The sequence below is a fragment of the Mesorhizobium loti genome (assembly GCF_003148495.1).
GTDB lineage: Bacteria > Pseudomonadota > Alphaproteobacteria > Rhizobiales > Rhizobiaceae > Mesorhizobium > Mesorhizobium loti.
On sequence record NZ_QGGH01000001.1, the window covers coordinates 1,197,223 to 1,209,598 of the forward strand.

Consider the following 12,376-nt stretch of genomic DNA (forward strand, 5'->3'; position numbering starts at 1 on the left):
GCCGGCTCACGCTTCGAAGTGCAGGATATAGAGCTTGCGCGTCTTCTCGTGGATCGTCCATTCGCCTTTCCAGCCTTTCGGCAGCACCAGCATTTCGCCGGCGCCAACATCCTCGCTGCGGCCATCGGGACTATGCAGCGAGACCCGTCCTGAGACGATGTGGCAGGTTTCGGAATTGCTGTCGCGCGATGCGGTGAACCGGCCCGGCGTGCATTCCCAGACGCCGACTTCCAGTGTGCCGTCCGGCGACGTCCACAGCGTCTTCGACGCTTCGAGCTGATTGCCGCTGATCGAGGTCGGCTTGGGCTCGGGCTCGCCGAGATCGATAGCGGCGAGATGGGCGAAGGTCTGAAAGTCGGTCATGGCGGGTCTCCAGGCAGGCACTGAAAATGCAGAAGGTTTTTGGAATCGTTCCGAAGGCTCAATGCCCGGTGATGCGGTCGGCGATCGCGGCCAGTTTCGACGTGTGCTGGAGGCCGGCCTCCTCGCGCTCGTCGGCGACGCGGTAGAGCTGGTACATCGAGTGGACACCGAGCCAGCGCATCGGCTCGGGCTCCCATTTGCTGACCTTGCGGTTGACCCAGGGCAGGCGGGTCAGTTCGGTGTCGCGGCGCAAGATGAGATCACGCAGCGTGCGGCCTGAAAGGTTGGAGCTCGACACGCCGAGCCCGACATAGCCGCCGGCCCAGCCAATGCCGGTCTCAAGGTCGAGACCAGCCGTCGTGCACCAGTCGCGCGGGACGCCGAGCACACCGCACCAGGCGTGGTCGATGCGAAGCCTGGCTGTCTGCGGCAGAAGGCGGATGAGGATGGCGTGCAGGCTTTCGATGGTCGCCTGCTGCGTCTGGCCGCGCACGTCGGTCTGTGAGCCGTAGCGATACGGCACGCCGCGCCCGCCCATGGTGATGCGGCCTTCCCTGGTGCGCTGCGCGTAGCAATAGGCGTGCGCGGCGTCGCCCAGGAGCTCATGGCCTTGCCAGCCGATCTCGTCCCACAGCGACTGCGGCAGCGGCTCGGTGATGATCTGCGCGCTGTTGAGCGGCAGCCAGAGCCGCTCATTGCCCGAGATGCCGGCCGTGAACCCTTCGGTGGCGCGGATGATGATCGGTGCGCGCACGGTGCCGCGGTTCGTCGTGACCTTGCCCTTCTCGATGCCGGTCACGGTGGTCTGTTCATAGATCGGCACGCCGAGCCGCTCGACGGCTTCGGACAGGCCGCGCACCAGCTTGGCCGGCTGCACGCGCGCGGTGCCGTGGTGGATATAACCGCCAAGCACATTTTTGATGTTGATGCGGGCCTTGGCCTCTTCCTGGCCAATCAGGCTGACGCGGTCCTGCGGTACGCTCCAGCCGATCGCATCGGCATAGGCGGCCTTGATCCGTTCGAGCTGCGGCGGGTTGGTGGCGACCGTCAGATTGTCGACGCGGCGGATGTCGGCATCAATGCCTTCGGCCTCGGTCACCTTGATCACTTCATCGACCGTGCCATGCATGGCGGTTTCCATGTCGATGACGGCGCCGCGCGTCGACATCTGCAGATATTTCTCGCGCGACCAGCTGAAGCCGCCGGACAGCCAGCCGCCATTGCGGCCCGACGCGCCGAAGCCGGCGAACTCCCGCTCGACGATGGCGATGCGGATCGAAGGATCGGCCTTCTTCAGATAGTAGGCCGTCCACAGCCCGGTGTAGCCGGCGCCGACGATGCAGACATCGGCTTCGATATCCCCCGGGAGCGGCGCGCGATAGGCCGGCAGGCCGATGTCGGCATACCAGAACGAGACGTTGCCGTTGACTTTGGCGTCCATGTCTAAAAATCCTGCGGGGAAAAAGAGCGGTCAGGTCATCGTCATGTCGGCGCGGTTGTCGTCGGCAAGAAGTTTTGCATCGACGACGGACCAGCGCAGATCGACTGTGTCACCAATCGAGAACGGTGCGGCTTCCAGCGACGAGCGCACGATGGCGACCGAGCCATCGCGAAGCGTCACCTGGTATTTCGAACCCGACCCCAGATAGATCGCCTCGCTGACTTCACCGGTGAGGCTGTTCTGCCCTGCGGTCAAAGGCGTTTTTGCGCTGGCAAGCGAGAGCTTTTCCGGTCGCAGCAGGACCACCGGCTTCTGGCCGCCGGCGAGCTTGCCGCCGGCAACGATCTTCTGGCCGGCGATCGTCAGGCTGGTCTCGTTTCCGGACGTCTGGGCATCGCCGCGCAGGCTGGTCGATTCGCCGATGAACTTCGCTACGAACAAGGTCGTCGGCTCGTCATAGAGCTGGCGGCCCGTTCCCACCTGTTCGATGCGTCCCTGGTTGAACACGGCGATGCGGTCGGAAAGCACCAGGGCCTCTTCCTGATCATGCGTGACGTAGACGAAGGTGGTGCCGAGTTCGCGGTGGATACGCTTGATTTCCAGCTGCAGCCATTCGCGCAGTTTTTTGTCGAGCGCGCCGAGCGGCTCGTCCATCAGGAGCAGCGGCGGATCGAAGACGATGGCGCGCGCCAGCGCCACGCGCTGCTGCTGGCCGCCAGAGAGTTCGGCTGGATAGCGATGCGCGAAATCGGCCATCTTGACCATATCGAGGGCGCGCGCGACTTGGCGATCTCGCGCCGGCTTGTCCATGCCGCGCAAGGTGAGGGGATAGGCGACGTTCTTGCCGACCGTCATGTGCGGAAACAGCGCGTAGTGCTGGAAGACGACGCCGATGTTGCGCTTGTGTGCCGGCAGGGCGACGATGCTTTTGCCGCCGACGGCGAGGTCGCCGGAGGTGAGGTCGGTGAAGCCCGCGACGACGTTGAGCGTGGTGGTCTTGCCCGAGCCGCTGGGTCCGAGCAGCGTCATGAACTCGCCCGGCTCGATATGCAGGCTGACATCGTCGAGCGCGGTGAAATTGCCGTAACGCTTGGTTGCGCCCTTGATGTCGATGGCCGCGCCACGTTCCCTCGCAGTCATCTCAACTCCTCGTCGATTTCGAGCTGATGATCAGCCCGGCGCTGATGATCAGCGTCGTGGCAATGAAGATGATGGTTCCGACCGCCGTCACGGTCGGGTCTGCGTCGCGGGTGATGCTGGTGAAGATCTGCACCGGCAGGGTCTTCAGGTACGGGCTGGTGATGAACAGCGCGACGATGATTTCATCGAAGGAGGTGACGAAGGCAAACAAGAGCCCCGACAGGATGCCCGGCGCGATCAGCGGCAAGGTCACGGTGCGGAAGGTGGTGAAGCGGTCGGCGCCGAGGCTTGCCGCCGCCGTCTCCAGCCGCACGTCGAAGACTTCGAGGCTCGCCGACACGGCGATGATGACGAAGGGGATCGCCAGCATCGTGTGCGCGATGACGAAGCCGGTGGTGGTGCCGACGAGTTGGTAGTCGAGATAGACGGCATAGATGCCGATGGCCAGCACCACGCCGGGTACGATCATCGGCGTGATCAGGATGGCGCGCAGCAGGCCGGCGCCGGCATGTTTCATGCGGCTGAGGCCAAGCGACGCCAGCGTGCCGATCAGCGTAGCGGCGACGGCGACGAGGCCCGCGACCCTGAGCGAATTGAAGAAGCTCGACAGCCAATCGGGATTGGTGAAGAAATTCGCGTACCACTGCCAGGAGAAGCCGGACGGCGGGAAGGCAAGCGACTTCTTCTCGTTGAACGACATTGGGATGATGACCAGCGTCGGCATCACCAGCCACACGGCGACCAGCAGGCAGAACAGGCCGAGCAGAATGCGGAATGGGGCCAGCCTCATGATCTGGACGCCTGCTTGTGGCGCTGGCGCATCAGCGGCGCGGCGAGCGCCAGAAGCACGAAGGTCGCGACCAGCAGCACGACGCCCATGGCGCCGCCACGGCCCCAGTTGAGCAGGCTGAGCACCTGGCTCTGCACCAGCGTCGACAGCATGGTGCTGCGCGGGCCGCCGAGCAGGGCCGGGGTGATGTAGAAGCCGAGCGACAGGATGAAGACGATGATGGCGCCGGCGAAGACACCGGGCAGCGACAGCGGCAGATAGATCTGCAGGAAGGCACGCGCCGGCCGCGCGCCGAGGCTGCGTGCGGCCTGGACGAGGCGCAGATCGATGCCGCGCATGACCGAATAGAGCGGCAGGATCATGAAAGGCAGCAGCACCTGCGCCATGCCGATGACCACGCCGGTCTGCGTGCGGATCAGCTTCACGCCGTCAAAGCCGAGCAGCCTGATCACCGAATTGATGATGCCGGAATCCTGCAGCAGGATGACCCAGGCCAAGGTGCGCACCACGCCGCTGACCCAGAACGGCACCAGCACGCACAGGATGAGGACGAGGCGCAGGCGCGGCCCGACCGCCGTCATGAGATAGGCGTAGGGATAGGCGGCGATGACGCAGACGATGGTGACCCAGGCGGCGATGGAAAAGGTGCGCCACAGGACCGTGACGTTCACCGGCGTGGAAAAGAACCAGACGTAATTCTGTAGGCCCCAGGCCGGGTCCGAAAAACTGCGCAGCGTGACGGTCAGCAAGGGATAGCCCATCGCGGCGATGAGCAGGAGCAAGGCCGGCATCGCCAGCAGCGAAGGATAGGCGGCAAGGCGCAGGCGCCGCTGCGGCCCCTGCACGGCACCTGCCGGCCGGGGATGATCACCCCCGGCCGTCGGCGTATGCGATGTCTGGTTCACGCCGTCACCTTGGCGGTAGCCGGCTCAGTTGCCGGCCATCAGCGCCGTCCACTTGTCGGACGCGGTGGCGAAGTTGGCGACCCAGAACTTGATGTTCTGCTGGTAACCGAGCTTGGCGTGGTCCGGCGTGTTGGTCAGGAAGGCGCCGACGGATGCGTCTACCTTCGGCTGAGCCTCGCTGTTGATCGGCGAGTAGGACGTCTGCTCGGTCAGGATCTCCTGCGATTTCTTGCCGAGATAGGCGTTGATCAGCGCGTAGGACGCATCGGTGTCCTTGGCGCCGACCGGGATGGTCAGCTGATCCATGACGACCAGCCAGTCCTTCCACACGGGCGTGTAGGCAGCGCCGTTCTTGACCGCCGTCATGGCGCGGCCGGTCCACATGATGATCATGTCGGCCTCGCCGGATTCGGCGAGCTGCTGGGATTCGGCGCCGGTCTTCCAGAAGATGGTGTCCGGGCCGATGGCCTTGATCTTGGCGATGCCCTTGTCGATGTCGGCCGGCGTCATGGCGTCGACCTTGCCGCCGTCGGCCAGGATGGCCTGTTCTATCAGGCCACCGATCGGGCTGCCGCTGCCATCGATGGCGCGGGTGCCGGGGAATTTCGCGGTGTCGAAGAAATCCTTCCAGTCCTTCGGCGGATTGTCCTTGTACTTGTCATTTTTGTACATCAGGACCATGCCGTAGTTCATCGCCGGCACGCTGCATTCGCCGACCTGTCCGGCCGGGATGTGCGAGATGTCGAGCTTGGTCAGGTCGAGTTTCTGGAACAGTTTTCCGCAATGCACGAAGGGCGGAAAATCGTCGGTATCGACGACATCCCAGGTCACATTGCCGGATTCCACCTGCGCCTGAAGCTTGGCGATTTCGGTCGGCCCGTCGTTCAGAAGCTTGACGCCGCTCTTGTCGACGAATTCCTTGAGCGCGGCGACCTGGCCGTCCTGGTAGATGCCGCCATAGGAGACGAAGGTCAGCGTCTTTCCCTTCAGCGACCCGTCCACCACGGTCCCGGCCGGCGGTGCGTTCTGCGCGTGAGCGGCGGCTGCGAGCAAGGCCAGTGCGGCGGCGCCGACAAACCCGGCCAGTCTTGATCTGCTTCCCATTTTCTAACCCTCCGATGGCTCGCTGTTTGATTTTGGCAGACCGGGCGCGAGCGTTTTCCGGGCTACATATTGGTCGAGGTCGACGGCGCCGCTGGTCGGCGGCGCGATGATCCAGAGCACTTCGGCCACCGTGTCACCGACATTGATGGTTCGGTGGGGCGTCGAGGTCGAGTATTCGATGCTGTCGCCCTCTTCGAGGATGAAGCTCTCGTCTCCGAGCGTCAGTTGCACGCGCCCGCGCAGCACGAGGAACATCTCGTGCGCGTTGCCATGCGTGTAAGGCACGTCGCCGGTCGAGCCACCGACGGCGAATTCGCCGCAATAGACTTCCATCTCGCGGATTGGCCGGCGCGACAGCAGCGTCTTGCGGTAGCCTTCGCTGGTCGGCAGCGCCGGCCGCTCGGCGCGTGTCAGCACCGTGTGCGGCGACACTTCGCAGTCGTCGAAAAGATCGGCAAGGCTGATGCCGAGCGCATTGGCGATCAGCATCAGCGTGCTGGTGTTGGCGCCCGAAAGGCCGCGCTCAAGCTGGCTCAGGAAACTGGCGGTGGTGCCGATCATGTCACCGAGCTGGCGCAGCGTCAGGCGTCGCGTGGTGCGATAGGCCTTGATGCGATCGCCGAGCACCGTCGAGCGGCGCGCTTCCGCGCTGGACGCGGCGCTGTCGTCTGGGATGTGGTCCTCGGTAATCTTCATGGCGATCTCAGGGTTCACTTAACATGCTATTAAGTGAGGTCTCCTGGCAAGTGGATTCGCCTGCTCATCTGAAAATCGCTGATGGACCTGCAGAAGGTGCATGCTCGGCCGGCCGGCGGGAGCAGGGTGCCGGTTCGGCCCGATCACTGGATCATGAAGCGCGAACTGAACGGCAGGCTTGCCGCGCCGACTGCCTTGGGGCTGATGGTGACGCGCGCCGGCAGCGCCTGGATGTCGGGGAATTCCCGGCCGATGTCTGCGCACAAGGCCTTGGCGATTTTCTGCGGCGCATAACTGGACAGGACCACCGTCCTGAACTCGACAAACTGGGTCAGTGCGGAGATCGACGCTTTCAGGCGATTGGAGCATTCCCCCAGCCATTCGCTGTAGGCCTCGCCAAGGTCAGGCCACTCAGGGCTGCTGCTCCAGATGATTTCGGACGGGCGCCCGCGCCTGGTCAGTTCGCTCTCCAGGCGCACAAGGCCATGATCGAAGCTGGCGCTGGAGTTTCCCTTGTAGATCTGGTGGTTGAGGATGAGCCTGCTCTGCAGCCGTGCTCCGAGATAGAAGAACAAATAGTCGTTCAGCGGCTTGGCGACGCCGAACATGCTTTCGCCGCCGGCCACCGCGGTGATGTCGTTCTGCACGAAAACCGGCAGCTTGCTCTGCTCTTCGATCTCGCCTTGCAGGGCCTTGAGGGAGGTGCTCGATCCGTTGCGGGTTGCAGCCATGGCGTCGACCTCGTCGGGGACAGCCAGCCCGATGCCGGCGACGCGGCTGCGCGCCTCGACCGGCAGGCTCGTCATGGCTTGCCCGATCGCTCCCAGCAAATCACTGCTTTGCGGAAACGGATTGGCTTCATCCGCCGGCAACTGCTTGTGGAAGCGCACGGTGCCAATGAAGTCGATGAGCGCGATGTCGATCCTGCGCCGGCTGAAGCCGACACCAACCGCATAGGCGCCCTCCGGATTGAGCGAAAGCGGTATGGTGGGCGGCCCGACCCGGCCGCGCTGCGCCTCGCCTTGCGAGACCAAGCCTTCCTGCTCGAGCGAACGGACGATGACCGAGGCTGTCTGCGCCGACAGGCCGGTCTTCTCGCCGATTTCCATCCGCGAAATGCCTTCGTTCTGAAGCAGCAGCGACAGCACCAGCCGCTCATTGTAGCTGCGCACGCTCAACGCATTCAGCCCGCTCGCACGATCGGCGATGCGCAAGGGGTTGGGTGGTGCGAATCTCATGTCAGGCAAGGGTCGCCCCGTCGGTAAGAGCGCGTTGCCTGGTGGCGCCGGGATTGCTCATGTCGAGCGGCTCCAGCCGATGGCATCGACCGCGCGGGCGAGCGCGGTGCCCAGCAATCTGTGCGCTTCGGCATCGATGTGAAACCCGTCCGCTTCGCTGCAGGACACCACCGAGCCGGCATCGAAAAAGTGGAGTTCAAGCGAGTCCGCCAGAACCTCGAACTCGAGCGCCAGCAGGCGCGATTTCTCCGGCGCGCCGGCGAAGATGGACTTCCATTCCTTGACGTCGTCCTGCATCGGCGGCGGCGCCACGATCATGATCTCGGGCGTGGTGCCGCCCGGCCCGGGCGCCAGCTCCTTGATGTCGTAGACGAGGCAGCCGATGCCCATCGCCACTTCCGACGGCGGCTTGTTGAAGCGGATCTTCAGGTCGTTGGTGCCGAGCATGATGATGACGAGGTCGAGCGTCGCATGGCTCTGCAGGCAAGGGCGAAGATAGGTTCGGCCGTTCTTGTGGGCGCCCTCGATCGGATCGTCGTGGACAGTGGTTCGGCCGCTCAATCCCTCCTCGATGACGTACCAGTCGGCCCCCAGCTGAGCACGCAATATCCCCGGCCAGCGTTCACCCGGACCATAGCGCTGGAGCGGTCCTTTGCCGGGCATTTGGCCGTGCGTGTTGGAGTCGCCGTAGCACAAGACAGATCGCATGTTTTTTCCCGTCGGAACTGACAGCACGCCGAAGCCGGCGAGCGCCATTCATGATGGATAGCGGAGCGGTGAAAGGCAAGCAAGGGAATAGTCATTCAACATGACTAACTATTGACAGGCCGAATCCGCTGTGCTTCTAAAGTGCCCGGAGGAGTTCTCGACCGTCATCATCGTCCAGCAGAAGTTGGGCTTCGACACGCATGTGTCGGGGGCGGGAGAATTGCGTGCATCGGTCGGTTTGCGACGCCGGGCATGCATTGGGAGAGCGTCTCGCGGTCCGTGCGAATTCGTACGGCCGGCCATACGAATTCGTAGGCCGGGGCAACCACAAGGAGGAGAATTCAATGTTAGGATTGCTGAAAACCGTCGGCCTGGGGATGCTCGTCGCATCAGCGCTTGCCGTGACGTCCCTGGCGCATGCGGAAGACGTCAAGCTGATGGACGGCGTCGCGCCGCGCTCCGACGACACGCGCATGACCGCGGCCGGTGCGTTCAAGAAGGACCCGCCCTGGGTCATCGGAATGAGCGACTTCGGCGTCAACGCAAACACCTGGACGGTGCAGGTGGCGCATGAGGCGGAGAACGCCGCGGCAAAGGACAAGCGCATCTCGAAGTTCATCCTGCTCGATGCCGGCTTCGACCAGAAGAAGCAGGTGGCCGACATCGAGGATCTGATCGCGCAGCATGTCGACGCGATCATCGTTCAGCCGGTGACCAGCACATCGGCGAATGCCAGCATCGCCAAGGCGGTCGCCGCCGGCATCCCCGTCATCCTTCACACCGGCCGCATCGATTCCGACGCCTACACCACCGAAATCCAGGGCGGCGCCGAGCACTTCGGCAAGGTGATGGGCGACTGGCTGGTGAAGACCGTCGGCGACAACGGCAAGATCTGGGTCCTGCGTGGCCTGGCCGGCCATCCGGAAGACACCAACCGCTACAACGGCCTCCTGGAATCGCTCAAGGGCACGCATGTGCAGATCATCGCCGAGGAGCATGGCGACTGGCAGTACGACAAGGCCAAGAAGCTGTGCGAGACGCTCTATCTGAACAATCCGCAGGTCGACGGCATCTGGTCGTCCGGCGCCGACATGACGCGCGCCTGCGTCGATGTCTTCAAGCAGTTCGGCACGCCCATTCCACCGATTTCGGGCGAAGGCAACAATGGCTATTTCGGCCAGTGGATCACGGACGGATTCAAGTCGATCTCGCCGGAATACAGCCCCGCCCAAGGTGCGGCCGGCGTGCGCGCCGCTGTCGCCCTGCTCGAGGGTCAACAGCTCTACAAGCGCTATGTCTACAATCCCGACGGCTGGGACAAGGACAAGGCCGCCAAATACTATCGCGACGACCTGACGGCCAATGTCTGGTGGCCGAGCGAACTGCCCGAGGACAAGCTCAAGGAATATTACGGCAAGAAGTGACGGCGCCGTGGCTGGCGGGGAGTGGACAAGCATTCCCCGCAGGCCGTTCCATCTTTTGAATCCGGTTCGTTCGAGGGTTTCGTGACCAATCTTATCGAGATGTCCCACATTTCGAAGGCGTTCGGAGGGAGCAAGGCGCTCCACTCGGTTTCCCTCGATCTCAAGGCGGGCAGCGTTCATGCCCTGATGGGGGAGAACGGCGCCGGCAAATCGACTCTCATGAAGATCCTAGCGGGCGTGCATCAGCCTGATTCCGGCGAGATCTTCATGAATGGGGAAAAGCTCGATCTGAAGTCGCCGCGCGACGCGCTGAATGCGGGCATTTCGACCGTTTTCCAGGAGCATTCGCTGCTGCCCAATCTGTCGATCGCCGAGAACATGTTTCTCGGTCGGGAACCGACGACCCGGTTCGGCTCGATCGACTATTCCGCGATGAGCAGCCAGACCGCCAGGGCGCTTGGCGAACTCGGCCTCACGCTCGACCCGTCACAACTCGTTTCCAACCTGACCATCGCCGAGCGGCAGTTCGTCGAGATCGCGCATTGCATCCAGGCCGACGCCAGTGTGCTCATCCTCGATGAACCGACGGCAGCCCTCAATGCGGCCGATGTCGATGTGCTCAACCGCAACATCCGCCGGCTGCGCGATAAGGGAAAGGCTGTCGTCTACATCTCGCATCGCATGGAGGAGATCTTCGAGCTGTGCGACACGGTGACGGTGCTGAAGGACGGCGCACTGGTCGGCACCAGGATGGTGTCCGAGATCACCACCGACGAACTCATCGCCATGATGGTCGGACGCGAACTCCAGGACCTTTTCCCCGATCGCACCGATGACAAAGGCGACGAGATCCTGCGCGTCGAGAACCTCAGGATCACCGAGACAGCGCAGCCGTTGTCGCTGACTTTGCACAAGGGCGAGATCGTCGCCCTGGCCGGGCTGGAGGGGCAGGGCCAGCAGCGCTTCCTGCGATCGCTGATCGGCCGCTACCATCCCTTCGCCGGGACGATTTCCATCAACGGCAAAGCGCTGAAGATGCCGCTCTCGACATCGGCGGGCGTCCGTCATCTGCAGCAACTGAAGGTCGGCTTCGTGCCCGAGGACCGCAAGGAAGAGGGGCTCTTCCTCGCTTTGCCGATCGCCCACAACATCGCCATCGGATTGCATTCGAGGCGACCCGAACTTGCGCCGGCGCGACCCTATCGAAGCGTCATCGCGCACATGATGGAGGTCATGAACATAAAGGCGGCAGGGCCGTCCGCTCCGGTCGGCTCCCTGTCGGGTGGCAACCAGCAAAAGGTCTTGCTCGGCCGTTATCTTGCCGCCGATCTCGATCTTCTGCTGGTCGAGGAGCCAACCCGCGGCGTCGACATCGGCGCCAAGTCCGAGATCTACCATCTGCTGCGCGACTTCACCCGCAAGGGCGGCGCCGTGCTGGTGCTGTCTCGCGAGACGATCGAATTGATCGGGCTCTGCGACCGCATCTACGTCGTCCATCACGACACGATCGTTGCCGAAATGCCGGCAGCGCAGGCGACGGAGCACAAGATCCTCGACGCGGCCCTGATGGGCGGCTCCACGCGCCAGCATTAGGGGCCTCCATGCATCGTTCGCTGTTTAACATCTTGAGTGGCCGGAACACACGGCAAGGCCTGTGGGGCCTGCCGCTGCTAGTTGCCTTGCTCATTTCGCTCTGGCTGACGGTCGAGACGACACAGTTCGCGACGGCTGAAAACCTCTTCAACCTGGTTGCCCAGGCGATGCCGCTGATCATTGCGGCGATCGGACAGCTCGTCGTCGTGCTCATCGGCGGGCTCGATCTATCGGTCGGCTCGGTCATCAGCTTCACCACGGCGGTGCTGGCGCTCGACCAGCCGGCGATCGTGCTGATCCCGGCGGTCTTTCTGCTGGCCGCACTCATCGGGCTGATCAACGGCCTGGCGATCACCCGCTTCAACGTCCATCCGATCATCGCGACGCTGTCGACGCAGTACATCGTGCTTGGCATCACGCGCATCTTGCGTCCCGTCTCCGGCGGCACCGTGCCGGAGATCGTCATCGCCGCCGTCTCGGGCAGTTTCCTTGGCATTCCCTATCCGGTCTTCTGGGGCATCGTCGTGATCGTGGCAGCCTGGAAGCTGCTCTACGGATCGCGATACGGGCTGCACCTGTTTGCGATCGGCGGCGGCATCGCGTCCGGCGCCGAGAGTGCCGCCCGCAATTTCGGCGTCTCCGACCGCCGCAACATCATCCTCGCCTATATGGTCTGTTCCTGTTTCGCAGCGGTTGCCGGTGTCTTCCTGGCCGGGCGCATCGTGTCGGGCGATCCGAATGTCGGGCTGCTTTTCGAACTCGACACCGTCACCGCCGTAGCTCTTGGAGGCACCCAGCTCTCCGGCGGCATAGGCAGCCTGCACGGCACGGTGATCGGTGCGCTGGTCATGGCGCTGCTGGCCAATGGCATGAACCTCGCCAACGTCTCGCCCTTTGTCCAGACAGCGATCAAGGGTGGCATCCTGCTGGCGGTGGTCGGGCTGCAATCCCGCAAGAAGATGGGGCTCTGAGAA

General features: G+C 63.6%; 12 protein-coding genes. 3 read left to right on the forward strand and 9 right to left on the reverse strand.

Features of this window, described 5'->3' with window-relative positions; all coding sequences use genetic code 11:
* Positions 1-6: 6 nt before the first annotated feature.
* From C8D77_RS06030 to C8D77_RS06070, 9 genes are all read right to left on the reverse strand, one after another.
* Positions 7-363: a cupin domain-containing protein gene (locus tag C8D77_RS06030; RefSeq protein WP_109660203.1), complete on the reverse strand. Its 357-nt coding sequence runs from the start codon at positions 361-363 to the stop codon at positions 7-9.
* A gap of 58 nt (positions 364-421) precedes the next feature.
* Complete coding sequence (locus C8D77_RS06035) at positions 422-1,804, reverse strand: NAD(P)/FAD-dependent oxidoreductase (protein ID WP_109660205.1); 1,383 nt, start codon at positions 1,802-1,804, stop codon at positions 422-424.
* A 30-nt stretch (positions 1,805-1,834) separates the two neighbouring features.
* Positions 1,835-2,944 (reverse strand): ABC transporter ATP-binding protein, encoded by a 1,110-nt coding sequence (locus tag C8D77_RS06040; RefSeq protein ID WP_109660207.1) that lies wholly within the window; start codon positions 2,942-2,944, stop codon positions 1,835-1,837.
* 1 nt (position 2,945) lies between these two features.
* A complete protein-coding gene (locus tag C8D77_RS06045) occupies positions 2,946-3,734 on the reverse strand; it encodes an ABC transporter permease (protein WP_109660209.1) in 789 nt (262 codons plus the stop codon).
* Positions 3,731-4,639: an ABC transporter permease gene (locus tag C8D77_RS06050; protein WP_109660211.1), complete on the reverse strand. Its 909-nt coding sequence runs from the start codon at positions 4,637-4,639 to the stop codon at positions 3,731-3,733. The genes C8D77_RS06045 and C8D77_RS06050 overlap by 4 nt, the downstream gene beginning before the upstream one ends.
* A 24-nt stretch (positions 4,640-4,663) precedes the next feature.
* Positions 4,664-5,743: an extracellular solute-binding protein gene (locus tag C8D77_RS06055; RefSeq protein ID WP_109660213.1), complete on the reverse strand. Its 1,080-nt coding sequence runs from the start codon at positions 5,741-5,743 to the stop codon at positions 4,664-4,666.
* Between the two features lie 3 nt (positions 5,744-5,746).
* Positions 5,747-6,439 carry a helix-turn-helix domain-containing protein gene (locus C8D77_RS06060; RefSeq protein ID WP_109660215.1) on the reverse strand — a complete coding sequence of 231 codons (693 nt, stop codon included), beginning with the start codon at positions 6,437-6,439 and terminating at the stop codon, positions 5,747-5,749.
* Positions 6,440-6,582: 143 nt separating this feature from the next.
* A complete protein-coding gene (locus C8D77_RS06065; protein WP_109660217.1) occupies positions 6,583-7,677 on the reverse strand; it encodes an ROK family transcriptional regulator in 1,095 nt (364 codons plus the stop codon).
* A gap of 57 nt (positions 7,678-7,734) precedes the next feature.
* Positions 7,735-8,385 (reverse strand): SGNH/GDSL hydrolase family protein, encoded by a 651-nt coding sequence (locus C8D77_RS06070; RefSeq protein WP_109661332.1) that lies wholly within the window; start codon positions 8,383-8,385, stop codon positions 7,735-7,737.
* 377 nt (positions 8,386-8,762) lie between these two features.
* Here C8D77_RS06070 and C8D77_RS06075 point away from each other — a divergent pair, with 377 nt between their 5' ends.
* From C8D77_RS06075 to C8D77_RS06085, 3 genes are all read left to right on the forward strand, one after another.
* Positions 8,763-9,809 (forward strand): substrate-binding domain-containing protein, encoded by a 1,047-nt coding sequence (locus C8D77_RS06075; RefSeq protein ID WP_425453707.1) that lies wholly within the window; start codon positions 8,763-8,765, stop codon positions 9,807-9,809.
* Positions 9,810-9,890: 81 nt separating this feature from the next.
* On the forward strand, positions 9,891-11,402 hold the full coding sequence (locus C8D77_RS06080; protein ID WP_109661334.1) for a sugar ABC transporter ATP-binding protein: 1,512 nt from the start codon (positions 9,891-9,893) through the stop codon (positions 11,400-11,402).
* Positions 11,403-11,410: 8 nt separating this feature from the next.
* Positions 11,411-12,373, forward strand: a complete 963-nt coding sequence (locus tag C8D77_RS06085; RefSeq protein ID WP_109660221.1) for an ABC transporter permease — start codon at positions 11,411-11,413, stop codon at positions 12,371-12,373.
* The last annotated feature ends 3 nt before the right edge of the window (positions 12,374-12,376 follow it).

Coding starts and splice junctions, on each gene's coding strand:
- C8D77_RS06030 (WP_109660203.1), bottom strand. CDS start 363: ATGACCGACTTTCAGACCTTCGCCCATCTCGCCGCTATCGATCTCGGC.
- C8D77_RS06035 (WP_109660205.1), bottom strand. CDS start 1,804: ATGGACGCCAAAGTCAACGGCAACGTCTCGTTCTGGTATGCCGACATC.
- C8D77_RS06040 (WP_109660207.1), bottom strand. CDS start 2,944: ATGACTGCGAGGGAACGTGGCGCGGCCATCGACATCAAGGGCGCAACC.
- C8D77_RS06045 (WP_109660209.1), bottom strand. CDS start 3,734: ATGAGGCTGGCCCCATTCCGCATTCTGCTCGGCCTGTTCTGCCTGCTG.
- C8D77_RS06055 (WP_109660213.1), bottom strand. CDS start 5,743: ATGGGAAGCAGATCAAGACTGGCCGGGTTTGTCGGCGCCGCCGCACTG.
- C8D77_RS06060 (WP_109660215.1), bottom strand. CDS start 6,439: ATGAAGATTACCGAGGACCACATCCCAGACGACAGCGCCGCGTCCAGC.
- C8D77_RS06065 (WP_109660217.1), bottom strand. CDS start 7,677: ATGAGATTCGCACCACCCAACCCCTTGCGCATCGCCGATCGTGCGAGC.
- C8D77_RS06070 (WP_109661332.1), bottom strand. CDS start 8,385: ATGCGATCTGTCTTGTGCTACGGCGACTCCAACACGCACGGCCAAATG.
- C8D77_RS06075 (WP_425453707.1), top strand. CDS start 8,763: ATGCTCGTCGCATCAGCGCTTGCCGTGACGTCCCTGGCGCATGCGGAA.
- C8D77_RS06085 (WP_109660221.1), top strand. CDS start 11,411: ATGCATCGTTCGCTGTTTAACATCTTGAGTGGCCGGAACACACGGCAA.